Below are 14,751 nucleotides of genomic sequence, written 5' to 3'. Positions count from 1 at the left end.
GAAGAGTTAGTTTCTCTTTGCCCCCGAGGAGATTCACTAATGCGTTCTTCGCTTCTTGCTTCATCGTGTGCAACTGCGGCACTGCTTGCCGTCAGCATCGCGCCGATTTCCCTTGCCTCTCCCCCTTCCGAGGCCGAAGCTTCCAGCCCATCACCCCAGGCGTCTTCCCCCATTCAGACTGAAACCCCCACACCCGAGGCATCCCCAACTACAAGCGCCCCTTCTTCGGTTGATTCCACAACGACCTCGGGAGATAGTCCGACCTCGGGAGATACTCCGACCGGGGACGTTATTCCGAATGCTGAAGACCGGGCCGCTACTGACGACAAGGCGCCCCTCTCCCCCGAGGAACAGATCCGCCAGCGCTGGCAGGATATGGGCGGGGAATCTGGAGTGCTGGGAACAGCGACTTCTGGACTGGTCCCCCTTCGTGACGGTGCTTTCATTCAGTTCTATCGTGGTGGCCAAATCTACTGGACCGCTCAATACGGCGCACATGTCTCGCGCGGTGGAATCCACGGTGCCTACAGCGCACAAAGGTGGGAAAACGGCCCCCTCGGCTTCCCAACTTCTGACGAAGAAAACCAGACGATCGCAAGAATTAGCGGCGCGCTCCAAACCTATGAGAACGGCCAAATTCGTTGGAGCAGCCAGGGCGGGGCACACCCCATCTGGGGCAAAATCCTCGAACGCTACACGACCGCAGAAGCAGAAGGTCGTTCACTGGGTTGGCCTCTCAACAATGAGATGAAGGACGCTGCGAACGGTGGCGCATACCAACACTTCACCGGTGGCTCGATCTACTCCCACCCATCTACCGGCGCGCATAGGGTAACTGGCGGTATCCGTAAACTGTGGGAAGGCCAGGGCTGGGAACGCGGCCAGATGGGCTACCCGACAGGCGAAGAGACCCCCGCAGCTAATGGTGGCGTGTATCAGACGTTCCAAGGAGGAATCGCATACTGGCACCCGCGCACCGGCAGCTACTACGTGCACGACGCAATGTTGGGAGCATTCGGGGCGGCGGGATATGAGCGTGGGCGCTACGGCTATCCTTTGACCAATGAAACACCTTCCGCAAACGGCGGCGTTTTCCAGCGTTTCCAAGGTGGCACCGCATACTGGCACCCCGGTTCGGATTCATATTTCGTCCACGACGCGGTCTTAGGAACCTATGCCTTCTACAACTGGGAGCGAGGCGAACTCGGTTACCCCTTAACCAATGAAACACCTTCAGCAAACGGTGGTATCTTCCAACGTTTCCAAGGAGGAACAATCTACTGGTCCGCTCGCACAGGATCTCACGCTGTTCCCTTGGATTTGCTTGCCGAATACGGTAACCACGGCTACGAGCGCGGGCACCTGGGATACCCAACCTCTGAGCCCTATTGGGATGGCAACCGTCAGAAGCAAAACTTCGAGCACGGGGTCTTGGAAAAGACCAACGACTTCAACGTCACGTGGGCCGGGCAGCCCAATAACTACTTCTGTGGTCCGACCAGTGGTTGGATGATCCTCAACGCGATCGGCGCGCACCAATCTGCGCAGGGAACACCGCTCAGCATTGATGCGGTTGCAAGCCGCGACTACATGAACACTGTGGGCTACGGCTACACAAGCTTCCATGATCGTCGCTTCGAGTATGGGATGAATCGCTGGCTGGGCCGCGATGCCTACACAACGATTCACACTCCTTCGGTTGAGCAGGTCCGTGATTCCGTGAAGGCTTCCTTCTCCAAGGGATTACCGACCGCCGTTGATGCTCAAGAACGCCGAGGAGGTCCCCACTACAACGGTCACCCAAACTCGACCTTCTCCCACATCATGGTGGTGACTTCCTACGATCCCAACACCGATTCCATGCGGCTTGCCGACCCGGGAGTTCACTACCTATGGAACGGTGAGGAACAGTTCTGGTACCACCTGCCCTCATTCACCCAGAACTTCCTCCAAACCGAGGTCGAACGCGATGGACGCGAACACATTGGTATCTACACCGCACGCTGAGAGTTCGGGCGTTACGGGAGCGCCGACTATCCCGGAACATCTGAGCTTCCATTCTGATTCCCGAGGCCGCGCATCCCTGCGTCGCTTTGCTTTCCTCGGCGCTTGCGCTCTTGTCGCCCTTGGCGGCTGCGCAAGCGGAGGGAGCGGGGGTTCTCCGGCCTCGGCAAGCTCACAGGTATCGCCTCGTCAGATGGATGGCGTCTTCGAGCCTCTCGTTGCTCCCTCTGCGCTGGAGGATCCGCACGAAAGTGTGTGCACAGATCTCTCTCTTCCTTTTGAGATCATCGCGATGCACGCGAGCGATCACCCCTGCGCTTTGTCTCCATCGGGGCAGACCCAGGCGGCTTCCGTAAATGAGAAATGGTCACTGGGCGGGGATTTCCGCCAGATCCCTTCTCTTCCCATCGACAACTCTCAGGTTTTCGGCTCATCCACACATGACCCGAACGACCTGTACTCCTACAAGCCCGCAATTCTCACCCCTCAAGGGGCACGCGATCTATCTGCCGATCTTCTTCGAGAAGACGGAAACTACGTTGAGCCGCTCGATGGAACACAAAACGGTCCTTGGATTACTTTCCTTGGCCGACAGGTTTCTTCTTCCTCAACTGGAGACCACCAAGAGGACAATGTCTCTTCCCCGTGGACGATTTACTCCTGGAATATGGACGAGCAACGTCTGCATACTGTGATGACGTGGTCGGATCTTCCCGCTCACAGTCCACGAAGCGCTGGTGAACTCCCTCCTGTTAGCGATGGGACACACGCGTTTTACGGTGCAAAAGCCTCAACTGATCACGGAGATTTCTCGCTTGTCGTCACCCAAGGCCTCGATGATTCGACGCGCTCTGACAAGCCCCAGATTCTTCTCTTTGGCGCCTACCCCGCGACTTCTCAGCAGGGGCTCAGTGTGGTTGCAACTCCAAAGGACTCATCTCTGCCCTCTCGCGTTGTCACGCTCAGCGGCACTGATTTCTCAGCTGTCACCACGCACTTCGACCTTAAATCACAGGACTATCGAGTCGGTGGACTCTACGGCGCCGGAGATCACCACGCGGTCCTCGTCACTCCATTAACTACGTCTTCCGCGGCCTCGTCTTACCTAGGAATCTGGAACGGCAGGACCACTGACTATCCCACGCAGTGGATCATGGTTGATTCCCGAACTCCCTGGGTGTCCATCGGCGAAGAGGCAATCGTGTGGGGCGCGGGATCTCAGGCGAACAATGCGCAGATGTACCTGCGTTCATGGAAAATCGGCCAGATCGCGCGCTTAGGGGAAACCCCCGGCTACTCACGCCCCGTTCTCGCTGCACGTGGACACACGGTGATGATCCCGCGTGTGAACAGCCAGGGCGGCATTCAATGGACTATCGGGGAATTTACTGCGGAATAACATGCAGAGAACTCAAGTAACGATATGATAAACGCGATGAGTACTCCACAACCGCGCAATGCGCGACCGATCCTGCACTCTGCGACGCTCCCTTTCAAGAGCGGTGCGGCACGAGTGATTTCTTTGGTTGCCTTCTCCTGCGTCCTTCTACTGGTCTCCACAGTTTTCTTCATTTACCGCGATTTTGGCAACCAGCTTGCGTCGAACTCCATCAATACCCAGGGTCTGGGCAACGCGAACTCCTCCGAGGCCGCAGCTCCTTCCGATTCTTTTGAGGGACGCCCCGTCAATATCCTCGTCTCTGGAATTGACTCGCGTCAGAACCAGGGTGATGACGCCAATGGTGATGCTGATGAGCTTTCATCAATTCACTCCGATACGACCATGCTCATGCACATTTCCGCAGATCGCACACGGGTTCAGGTCGTATCAATTCCCCGGGATCTCATTACGGATATTCCCGCGTGTAAGCGCTCAGATGGCACAGTTTCTTCCGCCTACACCGGAATGTTCAACTCTGCTTTTTCGACCGGTTCGAATGACACCGATATCGCAGGCGGCATCGCTTGCACCGAGGCGACCACGGAACAGTTGACCGGCGTGAACATTGACGGCTTTATTGTCGTTGATTTCCACGGTTTCCGAGGCCTCATCGACGCTTTGGGCGGGGTCTGGTTCGATATCCCCGAAGACATCGATGATTCCCGTTCGGACCTTCACGTGCAGGCCGGATGTCAAAAACTCGACGGTAAAACCGCCCTGGCCTTTGCCCGTACACGTTATGCCGTGGGTGACGGTTCAGACTTGAGTCGTATTTCGAATCAGCAAAAACTGGTCGCGGCAATTATGCGTGAATTGCTCGCCAAAAACTTCGTGTCGGATCTGCCTTCGCTCCTGTCCTTCACCAAGCAGGGACTGTCCGCACTCCAGCCTTCGCCAAACCTGTCGAATATCAACACCAACGTGGGTCTTTTGCTTTCCCTATCCTCAATTGACCGCGCGAACATTCAGTTTGTTACCTCACCGAACCAGTATTCGCCGGTTGACCCGAACCGAGTTATCAACCTGGAGCCTCAGTTCAGCCAGGTGTGGGAAGCAATCCGCAACGACCAGCCCTTCCCCGCGACAATTGAGTTCACGAATGGCAGCGGTGAAGACGGACAGACGAATGCTCCCGCTCAGGATCCTTCGGCCTCGCCTTCCTCATCGCAAAGTGCATCTGATTCCGCAACGCCCAGTGCAAGCGCGTCGCAGTCTCCAAGCGCCACGCCGACTCAAAAGCCCTGTCCCCCGGAGAAGTGATGTCTCAGCCGCCTTCATTCCAACCCGATCCTTCGCGTCGGCGGCCTCGTCTTTCAGAGGTCGCCAATGCTGGTGCCCAGAATGAAAAGGCGGCTAATCACCCCCGCAGTGTGCCCACTGACTCCCCGCAGTACTCTCCTGCACGGCAGAGCACGCCGGCTGAGCCTTCCCGCGTTCAGGAAGAGGCGATGCCGCCTTCCTTTGCGCCCCGTACACGACGAACCCAGCCTCCGGCCTACGCCCCCTCTACTCCAGCACGAGAATCCGTAGGTGCAACTACCAGACCTCCTGTGCAGGCATCAACGCAACGCTCGCACTTCCAACCTGTTCAAGCCCAGCCTGGTGCACGCCAAGCCGCAAGCGTAAGCCCAGCGAAGCCTCGTCAGAGGAAGAAGAGGCGCTGGCCTCTTGTCGTCGTCGCGTGCATTCTGCTCATGTTGGCATGGCCGGTTTTCCTGATGATGGATGCCAACTCTCATTTGAAGAAGATTGATGCGCTGTCAGGAGCTGCCAATACTTCTGGAACAACGTATCTATTAGCGGGCTCAGATTCGCGTGCAGACGGCTCGGTTCCTGACGACACCGAGGGGCAACGCGCAGATTCGATCATGCTTGTTCACGTTGCTCCCAATGGACAGACCAGCAATATCTCGCTCCCCCGCGATACCTACGTCGAGATCCCCGGTTATGGCTGGGACAAGCTCAACGCCTCGTATGCTTATGGAGGCCCCGCGCTCTTGGTCAAGACGGTCGAAAACCTCACCGGACTTACCGTAGATCACTACGCAGAGATCGGAATGGGCGGGGTGTCCAATATTGTCGATGCGGTCGGTGGGGTGAATCTGTGCTTTGATCTCAGCGTTGAGGATGAACGCTCGGAGCTCAATTGGGAAGCCGGATGCCATGATGCCGACGGTAAGACTGCTCTGGCATTTGCGCGCATGCGCTATTCGGATCCACGGGGTGACATCGGACGTGCTGAACGCCAGCGCCAGGTTGTGTCGAAGACCGTTTCAAAGGCGATGAAGCCGGCAACCTTGCTCAACCCGATAAGCGCCCTGCGCGTTGAACGAGCTGGCGCTTCCGCATTTACGGTCGATCAGGACTCATCTGTTATTGACGTTGCACGCTTGGTACTGGCATTCCGTGAGGCGCAAAACTCCGGAATGACCGGTGTTCCCCCGATTGAATCGCTAGGCTATGCGACATCGGCTGGAAGCGCGGTGTTGCTTGAAGATACGACCGCACCGGATTTCTTCGCCAAGCTTCGTGCTGGGACGCTCACAAAAGACGACCTAGCATCGCTGTCCTCATAATCGGGATGCCCCTGAGGCGCACCCCAGATCCTCTACTCAAAAGCCGCGTTCAACGTGAAAGAGCAGTCAGGAATTATTGCGAAGGCTCCAGATGGAAAAAGCCGCAAGAGAAATAGCGTCTTGAAGCTGGCCTCCCGCAATCATCTCTTTGAGTACAGCAAGACTGACCCACTGAAGCGCATCAACTTCTCCATCAATAGCTTGACGCTCCTGGGGTGGGATCGTGCAGGAGACAACCTCGACATGCCCGGCGAGGATGCCAGAATCAGGGTAAATCTGCCCCAAGGAGTATCCGTTTTCCCCATAAAATCCGGTCTCTTCAAGGAGTTCACGCAAGCCGGTTGCCACCCCATCCGCATCTGTTTCCTCGCTCATTCCTCGCGGGAATTCCCAGAGTTCACGCTCAATGGCAAGACGTTGCTGACGGACCAGGGCAAAATCACCGTTCTGGTTTCGGGCAATCACAACCGCCCCGGCGCGATTTCCCCCGATAAAAACGCGGTGCATACGCGGAGTCGCATCGTTCGCTTCGACCCAGAGGGGAAAGTTTTCCGCGTGCCAAACCTGGGTCCATTTCATGGCGTCTCCTTATACCTGATGGGGGTGAGATTTAAGAGGTTGTCGAGTCGTCGAATTTAAGCCTGAGCCAATCGAATTTCAGACATCATCCTTGAGGGACGGAGCTTAAAGAGCTCCCGAACATCCGAATATGGGAAGGATGCAAGGAACGCAATCGCCGTCCACAGGACATTCATCCAAAGAGTATCTTCACCGAACCATCCCGAATCGTGTGCGGTGAGGAAGAAAGCCAAAATCGTAACAGCCACGCAGCGAAGCACTCCGCCCAAGACACGCTTACGCCACTCCACCGGATCGATTTCGAACTCTCGAATGAAGAGCGCAAGAGAGCGCCACGCGTTACGCGAGGCTCGTTTCACCCTGATTTCCTCAGCGGGGTGTGCATCTGTAAGGGCACTGAGTTCAAGCTGAGCAGCACGAGCTCGAGCGGTCATCGGGTGGGTCAGCACACGCTGGTACTGTTCGGGAGAAAGGGTTCCCATGGCCTCGGTAATTTCCCCGTTGACGTTGAGTCCGCGAGCGCTTCCCCCAACTCCCTCACGGCCAAAGCCAGTTTTTGACGAAGCTCGCAGCCCTATGCGGGCAAGTGTCAGTCGGGTGTTTTCTTGCAAACGGGCACGCCAATATTGCTTTCTACTCTGAGGTGGGACGCACATCCCCCACTGACGCTGTGCCCGGACTTCCGCATCATCAGTGCCATCATCGTCAGCAATCATCGTAAAACTCATGCGCGAAGTTGCCGTATCGAGGAGCGCAAGGCGCTGATACGTAGCCGCGTCCTCATAAAGAAGTGAGAACCAGCGCAATGCACAACGTGCCTGAGGCGCTGTGAGCACATCACGATAAAGTTCCCCCTCTGAGGCGCCTAGATCTGCTGGTGGGGCTTCTTGCATCCAGTGGGACAGAAGAGAGACGACATCACCGCGACGAGCTGGGCGAGTCACTTCCCCACCGTCATTGGCAATCCACTTCGGCAGCCAGGCCCGCAGGGTGCGAGCGATTGCGATTGCTTGAGTATCCTCAAGGTCTTCGAGGCGACCATGGCTCTCCCAGAAATCAGCATCCTCAACGCTCGGAGTACGCGGCCACGTCACGAGGTGAACGCGCATGTCTTCCATCGCGCGCACCCATTGATCGCGTCCCGTTTCAATAAGCCGTGCCGGATCTTGTCGAGAACGCGGTACCGAACAGTATGCCGGGTATGGCTGCCTCTCTTCGGTTTCCGTTTCGCTCAGCCCTTTGAGCAGCAGGACAAGCCGGGCATGTCCCTCAGTCACCGAATGAACTGGAGGCATATCACTTTCAAAGACAGCGCGTGCAGCAGAAACAAAGCCTTCGCGCTCAACCTGACGGCGTTGAAGATCCGCCCACTCGGTACGTTCTTCGAGGCTCACAGGGCGCGCAAACCCGGCGGGAGTGCCCGCGGGAGGCTGACAGCCCACAAGCAAAGGGAGATCTTGGTACGAGGGCAAGCCCAAGGCCTCGGCAAGCCCATCGGGACCAAGAGCGAGGAAACAGACCCCATCGAGAAGCTGATTGCGGTCGACATAGACATAATCCGCACTCAGCAAGGCCATTCGCAGCATCATGACGAAACTGTGCAGTGCTGCTTGCGGGCCAAGACGACGCCACGCCATCGCCTGCTCAAGAGAATCTAAATCACTGATGGATACAGTCGAAGAATTCCACGGTTGAGCAGGCAAGGCCTTCGGTTCAGCGTCTGTCATAGATCAGGACTGAGAGGGGACCTTAATTGCGCGAGGCCCGGCCTGCCAGGCATCCCATGCAGACTGCAGAATCTCGGTGACACCGTAGTTAGCCTTCCAGCCCAAATCCACAGCAATCGACTGGGGATCGCCAATGAGCATGGGCGGGTCCCCTGCTCGACGATCAAGCTCGTCGACCGGGAAATCCCAGCCGGAAACCGCGCGAAGACCATCGATGATCTCTCGCACCGAAGTGCCCAGACCGGTACCCACATTGAATTGACGATGCGCAGGAACCCCGCGAGTCAGGGCGTCCAGAGCAAAGATGTGAGCGTCGGCCAGATCTTTGACGTGAATGTAGTCGCGGATGCAGGTTCCATCATCGGTTGGGTAGTCCGTTCCGAAGATCTTCGGGTGTTCACCGCGAGCCAAACGGTCAAGGACCATAGGAACCAAGTTGAGGCATGCGGGATCGGCGAGATCATTCCATCCAGCGCCGGCAACGTTGAAGTAGCGCAGTCCGATCCAATTGAGACCCCATGCGCGTTCAGCATCGGCCATCATCCATTCGCCGATCAGCTTGGTCTCACCGTAAGGGTTAATGGGTTTCTTCTCAATATCCTCGGGAATCACGGGAACTGGCGGCATCCCGTAAACGGCAGCAGAGGAGGAGAAAATCATATTCTTCACGCCGGCTTCTTCCATTGCCAGCAGAACATTTGCCAAACCACCGATATTTTGACGGTAGTACCAAGCGGGACGTTCAACAGATTCGCCGACCTGCTTCTGAGCAGCAAAATGAATAACGCCAGTGACGTCTTCGTCGATCATTGCCTGGGTCAAGATGGGCAGGGCCTCATCGCGCGCAACATCCACTTCAATGAGTGTCGCATCGCCGATTCGATTGGCTGCGCCGGTGGTCAGATTGTCAACAACAACAACCCTTTCGCCACGTTCCAGCAGAAGACGGACAACGTGTGCGCCGATGTAGCCGGCGCCTCCCGTAACAAGAATGCTCATGGAATTCAGTGTACGGCAATTAAAAGCGTCGTGAGCGCCGCCCCATCGAAACCAGCGCGCCCTCTGGCATCACGCGCCCTGGGTCATAGCTAGCGGGAATCGCTGCCAAAGAGAGAGTAAAAACTGGCGGCATCGCCTGAGTAAGCTCGATGCGACCACCCATCGTTTCAATGAGGTCCTTCGCCAATGCCAGACCAATTCCGCTGGAACCGTGACCCGACACCCCATTTTCGAAAATAAAAGGGGCCAATTCGGCGTCGACGCCTTCGCCTTCATCGGAGACCTCGATGATGACGCCTCGACTATTAGCGCTATTACGCGCGTGTACCCAAGTTGTACCAGCACCGTAGCGCAAGGAATTCTCAATCAAAGTCGCAAGCACCTGTGCAATCTTGGCCTCATCTGCAAGAATCGGCATATCTGCCTCATCTGTGAAGCGTAAGACGCGATCAGCTTTTTCGAAGGCTTCTTCCCATTCTTCACGCTGGGTGTTAAAGACTTCCAGAACGTCGATGGCTTCAGTTGCAGATGCCTGTCGTTTATTTGTATCCAGCAGCTCGGTGACTACCGTTGTCAACCGTTCGACCTGTTCTAGGCATGAACGTGCTTCTTCCTGTACCTCTTCTTCGGTCGAAATCATTTCGATTTCTTCCAGACGCATGGAAAGCGCGGTTAAAGGAGTGCGAAGCTGATGCGAGGCATCGGCGGCCAGCTGTCGTTCGGCGGCCAATCGGCGTGCCATCTTCTCGCCCGTGCGCTGAAGTTCTTCTTGCACAAGATCGATTTCTTCGATTCCTGAAGGCTTGACACGCGCTCGGACCTGTCCGGAACCAATTTGTTCCGCTTGAGCCGAAAGATAGATCAGAGGTGCTGAAAGACGCCGCGAAAAACGCGCTGCAAGGGCCCAGCCAACAGCCAGAGAGACAAGGATTCCTAAAAGGAAAATCCCTGACACACGAACGATGCTTCGAATCGCGTTACGGGCTGAAATCATCACCGTCACTTTGACGCCATCGGGTGATGAGGCGCTTCGAGTGATAGTGATTCCGCGAAGCCGCTCCCCCAAAGTGATGGGCTGCGGGTTCTGGGGAATCTCAATTTCGACGTATGCAGGCTCCCCGTTGGTCACAAGGGTCTGTGCCCACATGCGCGCATAGCCTTCAGAGAGAGTTGAAGTGCGTAGACGTCGATCAAGATTGGTTTGAACTGTCTGCACGCGGGTGTCCAGCGAAGCCGTTTGTGTATTCCAGACAATCAAGGAAGATGCCACAGCCGCGGGGATACCAAAAATCAGTGCGACAACCGCAACCGCGGTCAAAATCATTCGCGCAGCACGTCTACGCATGACAGGCCTTCAGAGATTTAGGCAGTTGGCTTTTCGAAGCGGAAACCCATTCCGCGAACAGTGGTGATATAGCGCGGAGACGCTGCATCATCACCAAGCTTGCGGCGAAGCCAGGACACATGCATATCCAGTGTCTTTGTCGAACCGCTCAGTCCGTTTCCCCAAACTTCACGCATCAGAGTGTCGCGCGGAACGACATTTCCAGCCTCACGAACCAGAACGCGCAGGAGTTCAAACTCCTTTGCTGTCAGCGAGAGCTCTTTTCCTGCAACGTAAGCACGGTGTGCGGCTACATCGATACGGACGTCCTGAACGACAAGATCGCCGTCTGCAACCTCACCGCCACCACGGCGCAACAGTGCGCGAACACGGGCAAGGAGCTCTGCCAAGCGGAAAGGCTTGGTAACGTAATCATCTGCACCAGCGTCAAGACCAACAACCATGTCGACTTCATCGGCACGTGCAGTAAGGATAAGAATCGGCACGGAGGAGCCAGAGGAACGAATTTCCCTTGCGACATCCAGACCGTCCATATCGGGAAGGCCTAGGTCAAGAACAACCAGGTCAACACCATCAAGATCTTCGAGTGCGCTCCGGCCATGGTCATGCGCGCGCACATCGTAGGTTTCGCGTGCGAGGGCGCGGGTGAGCGGGCCAGCGATAGCCGGATCATCTTCAACGAGAAGCACTGTAGTCACGGAAACAGCATACCGGATTTCAGGGATTTCTTGTACATTTCTTGACCTAAACGGGATGAAATCACAAGATCAGGTAAAAAAGCAGGCAGCCTTTTAGCGACGATAGGTCAGAAGATAGGGCGAAATCGTTCCAAAACCGCGCAAAGTCGCGCTCGGGAATTCTTCTACGTCATACTCCATCCCAGCTTTACCCGCGGCAATCGCGGCAGCCGTGGTGGGATCCATCAAAATTTTGCCCACTGGAGCGATATCTACTAGGCGCGAGGCTAAGTTAACCGTCGGACCAAACACATCACCTGAACGAGAAAAGACATCACCACGCACAAAGGATGCGCGAACAGGAAGCATCTGATCATCAGCACCCAGTTGTTCAATGAGCGAAACCGCAACTCGAAGGCCCGTTTCAAGATCATCGGCAATGTACATGACCGCATCACCGATCATCTTCACTACGCGCCCACCAGCATCGGTCACAGCATCACGAGAAAGTTGCTCAAAACGACCAATGAGATCAACCAGACGCCCGCCCAAAATCGTTGATGAGGAGGTGTATGAAACCATGTCAACGAAGCCCAAGGATCGATTAAGAGGGAATCGCGGTTGCAATCCCTCATGCCCACGCGTAGCGATCTCATGATCCATCCGTTTGAGCAGCGCATCCAATTGTCGTCGCCACGAATGCCGAAGGAGCTCATCGAACATATCAACACGCTCACGAATATGGTCGAGGACATACATTCGCGCCGCGGTGTCATCCAAGCCATAGCGTCGCATCGTGTCTTCAACCAGCGCTTCAACCTGCCACAAGCCCAAACGGTCGGCTAAGTGGGAATTCGCGCGGAGAAGCGAACGCGCGGTCGCCTGATCGATAGCCCCCGAAGCAATAAATTTCGACCATTCAATGAAAAGCCGAGCATCGTTTTCTGTAAAGACCTTTTCTTCGACACGCGGGGACGGAAAACCCATTGCGACCCAGAATTCGCGAACATCCTCACTGCTGGTCTGCGCCATCTGAGCAAGATCATCAACAGTGAGGCTAGCCGGGCCACCAAGAAGGGAAGAGCTATTGGTGTGTGCAGTCGAAAAATCGTGACTCAATCCTGCTTCTTCCTTCACAGCTTCACCCACACATGTGGCCTAACACACATTAGTGTAGTGAAGAAAAGCTGAGCCTGCACGGGAAAATTCATAGTATGCACCTTGTATTAGCCTCACAATCTCCTGCCCGCCGCCGCATCCTGCAGGAAGCCGGAATAACTCCCATCATCAAAGTTTCCCAAGTGGACGAGGATTCAATCTTGGATCGAATCCCCAGTGCCTCCCCCGCTGAGAAAGTGTGCGCCCTTGCGGGGGCTAAAGGCAGGGCCGTAGCTTCGGCAATATGCGCGGGACAGTTATCACTGAACGAGGCCCCCCTCCCCGAAGGTGAGTGCGTACTAGTTGCCTGCGATTCCATGCTCGAGGCAGGTGGGGAGTTACTGGGTAAGCCTCACGATCCCCAAGTTGCCCTTGCCCGAGTAAAGGCACTTTCCAAGGCACACGCAACCTTATGGAGTGGCCACTACCTCGCACATATGCGCTGCGATAAGGACGGATGGCAGGTTTTGCGCGAAGACACACGTCCGTCCTCAACCGATATTCACTTTGGCTCGATCAACGATGAAGAAGCCCAAGCGTACGTAGCAAGCGGCGAGCCCTTGGAAGTCGCCGGTTCTTTCACCATCGATGGATTGGGTGGAGCTTTCATCGAAGCGATTGAAGGCGACCACCACAATGTCATTGGGATCTCGCTTCCCTTAATCCGCACGATGATGGCCGATATGGGATTGCAGTGGGTCAGTCTTTGGGACCGAAAAGGACCTGACACCCACTAAGCCCCTCGAACATCATGCTCGGATTGGCTGGGCGATCAAACGGCTCGCTGCCTCGGCGACGCGTTCGTCGGTGGCGGTCAAGGCTACGCGCACAAAGCCTGCCCCGGCCTCGCCATAAAAATCACCCGGGGCAACGACAATCCCCCGCCGCGCGAAGGCATCAACAAGCTGCCAGGAATCAAAGTCACCACGAGGATCCCTCACCCACAGGTAAAGGCCCGCAGCCGAATCCTTGTCACGCTCAAGACCAGTGCGTTCAATGGCATCGATCAAGATCTCACGTCGGCGCGCATACACCTGACGCTGTGCCTCAACGTGTTCGGTATCCTCCAACGCAACGCGCATTGCAGCTTGCACCGGAGCAGGAACCATCATCCCCGAGTGTTTGCGCACTTCAATAACAGGGGCTAGAAGCTCAGGATCCCCATACATCAAAGCTGCTCGGTAACCAGCTAAATTCGACTGCTTAGACAGCGAATACAGCACGATCAGTGAGCGAGGATCTCCATCGCAGACTCGTTCATCGAGCAGTGAGGGCACGCCCTCACGAAGGAAAGGCTCCTCCCATGCCAAAGCCGAGTAGCACTCATCAGAAATCACGACTGCGTCATGAGCGCGGGCCCACTGGACGACCGCACGCAGTTCATCAAGCGTGAGGACATGGCCATCCGGATTGCCCGGCGAGTTCAACCATACAAGTTGCGCATCGGGCCATGACGAAGGATCTGTCGGGTCGACCGGGAGCGGAGTCGCACCCGCTAAACGCGCGCTGATGTCGTAGGTGGGATACGAGGCCTGCGGGAACAGAACCGTATCTCCGGGGCGCACTCCCAAAAGGAAGGGAAGCCATGCGACAGCTTCCTTGGAGCCGATAGACGGCACAACGCCCTGTAATCCAACGTCCACCATATTCCGCCGCTTTCCCCACGCAAGAATTGCGTGACGAAGCTCAAGAGTGCCAATTACGGTCGAATATCCCGGCGCATCCGCATGCTCTTCAAGCGCATCCTGAATGAGCGCGGGGGTCGGATCAACCGGAGTTCCGATCGACAGATCGCACACTCCACGGGGATGCTCAGCTGCCCGATTACGGTAAGGGGTGAGCTGATCCCAAGGGAATGAGGGCAGATCGAGTGGGCGCGGAAGGACGCTCATGTGTTTCCTTACTTATCCCAATCTTCATTCTGCGGAGGAAGCTCGCTGATCCACGGAACATCGAAGGACTGAGGACCGGTCTTCTGAGCACCACCCGGGCTGCCCAGATCAACGAAGAAATCGGCATTGGCCTGCAGGTAATCGGACCATTCGCCGGGGAGGTCATCCTCGTAGAAGATTGCTTCAGTCGGGCAAACCGGTTCGCACGCACCACAGTCCACGCACTCATCGGGGTGGATGTACAGGGTACGCTCACCCTCGTAAATGCAGTCGACGGGGCACTCATCAACGCAGGCCCGGTCCTTAACATCAACACAGGGCTGGGCAATGACGTAAGTCATTAATTCCTCCTT

Annotated in this window: 13 protein-coding genes; 5 read left to right on the top strand and 8 right to left on the bottom strand. The window is 56.2% G+C overall.

All coding sequences use genetic code 11. The annotated features are described in order from the left end of the window. The first annotated feature begins 39 nt into the window (after positions 1 to 39). Genes RW023_RS00625 through RW023_RS00610 form a run of 4 tightly spaced genes read left to right on the top strand, consistent with a single transcriptional unit; the run spans position 40 to position 6,021 of the window. A complete protein-coding gene (locus RW023_RS00625; RefSeq protein WP_315579402.1) occupies positions 40 to 2,007 on the top strand; it encodes a C39 family peptidase in 1,968 nt (655 codons plus the stop codon). After that, positions 1,970 to 3,403: a hypothetical protein gene (locus tag RW023_RS00620; protein ID WP_315579401.1), complete on the top strand. Its 1,434-nt coding sequence runs from the start codon at positions 1,970 to 1,972 to the stop codon at positions 3,401 to 3,403. Before RW023_RS00625 ends, RW023_RS00620 begins: the two co-directional genes overlap by 38 nt. Before the next feature lie 36 nt (positions 3,404 to 3,439). Then, positions 3,440 to 4,705, top strand: coding sequence for an LCP family protein (locus RW023_RS00615; RefSeq protein WP_315579400.1), 1,266 nt, complete (start codon positions 3,440 to 3,442; stop codon positions 4,703 to 4,705). Further along, complete coding sequence (locus RW023_RS00610) at positions 4,705 to 6,021, top strand: LCP family protein (RefSeq protein WP_315579399.1); 1,317 nt, start codon at positions 4,705 to 4,707, stop codon at positions 6,019 to 6,021. The genes RW023_RS00615 and RW023_RS00610 overlap by 1 nt, the downstream gene beginning before the upstream one ends. Positions 6,022 to 6,087: 66 nt before the next feature. On the opposite strand, the gene RW023_RS00605 is transcribed toward RW023_RS00610, so the two are convergent. The 6 genes from RW023_RS00605 to RW023_RS00580 all read right to left on the bottom strand — a co-directional run bounded on the left by RW023_RS00605 (position 6,088) and on the right by RW023_RS00580 (position 12,485). Then, positions 6,088 to 6,600, bottom strand: a complete 513-nt coding sequence (locus tag RW023_RS00605) for an NUDIX hydrolase (RefSeq protein ID WP_315579398.1) — start codon at positions 6,598 to 6,600, stop codon at positions 6,088 to 6,090. A 56-nt stretch (positions 6,601 to 6,656) separates the two neighbouring features. Then, positions 6,657 to 8,327, bottom strand: coding sequence for a hypothetical protein (locus tag RW023_RS00600; protein WP_315579397.1), 1,671 nt, complete (start codon positions 8,325 to 8,327; stop codon positions 6,657 to 6,659). 3 nt (positions 8,328 to 8,330) lie between these two features. Continuing rightward, on the bottom strand, positions 8,331 to 9,326 hold the full coding sequence (galE, locus tag RW023_RS00595; protein ID WP_315579396.1) for a UDP-glucose 4-epimerase GalE: 996 nt from the start codon (positions 9,324 to 9,326) through the stop codon (positions 8,331 to 8,333). Positions 9,327 to 9,345: 19 nt separating this feature from the next. Beyond that, the gene (locus RW023_RS00590; RefSeq protein ID WP_315579395.1) at positions 9,346 to 10,671 is read right to left on the bottom strand and encodes a HAMP domain-containing sensor histidine kinase; all 1,326 of its coding nucleotides are present in this window, start codon (positions 10,669 to 10,671) and stop codon (positions 9,346 to 9,348) included. A gap of 17 nt (positions 10,672 to 10,688) precedes the next feature. Beyond that, complete coding sequence (locus RW023_RS00585) at positions 10,689 to 11,369, bottom strand: response regulator transcription factor (protein ID WP_291457571.1); 681 nt, start codon at positions 11,367 to 11,369, stop codon at positions 10,689 to 10,691. A 93-nt stretch (positions 11,370 to 11,462) separates the two neighbouring features. Next, the gene (locus tag RW023_RS00580; protein ID WP_399499185.1) at positions 11,463 to 12,485 is read right to left on the bottom strand and encodes an adenylate/guanylate cyclase domain-containing protein; all 1,023 of its coding nucleotides are present in this window, start codon (positions 12,483 to 12,485) and stop codon (positions 11,463 to 11,465) included. A 77-nt stretch (positions 12,486 to 12,562) separates the two neighbouring features. On the opposite strand from RW023_RS00580, the gene RW023_RS00575 reads away from it, so the two are divergent. After that, on the top strand, positions 12,563 to 13,243 hold the full coding sequence (locus RW023_RS00575) for a nucleoside triphosphate pyrophosphatase (RefSeq protein WP_315579393.1): 681 nt from the start codon (positions 12,563 to 12,565) through the stop codon (positions 13,241 to 13,243). A gap of 12 nt (positions 13,244 to 13,255) precedes the next feature. Here the strand turns inward: RW023_RS00575 and dapC are convergent, their stop codons facing one another. After that, the gene (dapC, locus tag RW023_RS00570; protein WP_315579392.1) at positions 13,256 to 14,398 is read right to left on the bottom strand and encodes a succinyldiaminopimelate transaminase; all 1,143 of its coding nucleotides are present in this window, start codon (positions 14,396 to 14,398) and stop codon (positions 13,256 to 13,258) included. Positions 14,399 to 14,406: 8 nt separating this feature from the next. Next, positions 14,407 to 14,739: a ferredoxin gene (fdxA, locus tag RW023_RS00565; RefSeq protein ID WP_315579391.1), complete on the bottom strand. Its 333-nt coding sequence runs from the start codon at positions 14,737 to 14,739 to the stop codon at positions 14,407 to 14,409. Positions 14,740 to 14,751: the final 12 nt, after the last annotated feature.

It is taken from the genome of uncultured Actinomyces sp., from assembly GCF_963542285.1.
Classification (GTDB): domain Bacteria; phylum Actinomycetota; class Actinomycetes; order Actinomycetales; family Actinomycetaceae; genus Pauljensenia.
The sequence above is the reverse complement of the archived record's forward strand: the minus strand, read 5'-3'. Positions and strand labels throughout refer to the sequence as shown.

Bases quoted from the DNA above. Each gene is read 5' to 3' on its own strand.
- RW023_RS00625 (WP_315579402.1), top strand. From the start codon at position 40: ATGCGTTCTTCGCTTCTTGCTTCATCGTGTGCAACTGCGGCACTGCTT.
- RW023_RS00620 (WP_315579401.1), top strand. From the start codon at position 1,970: ATGGACGCGAACACATTGGTATCTACACCGCACGCTGAGAGTTCGGGC.
- RW023_RS00615 (WP_315579400.1), top strand. From the start codon at position 3,440: ATGAGTACTCCACAACCGCGCAATGCGCGACCGATCCTGCACTCTGCG.
- RW023_RS00610 (WP_315579399.1), top strand. From the start codon at position 4,705: ATGTCTCAGCCGCCTTCATTCCAACCCGATCCTTCGCGTCGGCGGCCT.
- RW023_RS00605 (WP_315579398.1), bottom strand. From the start codon at position 6,600: ATGAAATGGACCCAGGTTTGGCACGCGGAAAACTTTCCCCTCTGGGTC.
- RW023_RS00600 (WP_315579397.1), bottom strand. From the start codon at position 8,327: ATGACAGACGCTGAACCGAAGGCCTTGCCTGCTCAACCGTGGAATTCT.
- galE (WP_315579396.1), bottom strand. From the start codon at position 9,326: ATGAGCATTCTTGTTACGGGAGGCGCCGGCTACATCGGCGCACACGTT.
- RW023_RS00590 (WP_315579395.1), bottom strand. From the start codon at position 10,671: ATGCGTAGACGTGCTGCGCGAATGATTTTGACCGCGGTTGCGGTTGTC.
- RW023_RS00575 (WP_315579393.1), top strand. From the start codon at position 12,563: ATGCACCTTGTATTAGCCTCACAATCTCCTGCCCGCCGCCGCATCCTG.
- dapC (WP_315579392.1), bottom strand. From the start codon at position 14,398: ATGAGCGTCCTTCCGCGCCCACTCGATCTGCCCTCATTCCCTTGGGAT.
- fdxA (WP_315579391.1), bottom strand. From the start codon at position 14,739: ATGACTTACGTCATTGCCCAGCCCTGTGTTGATGTTAAGGACCGGGCC.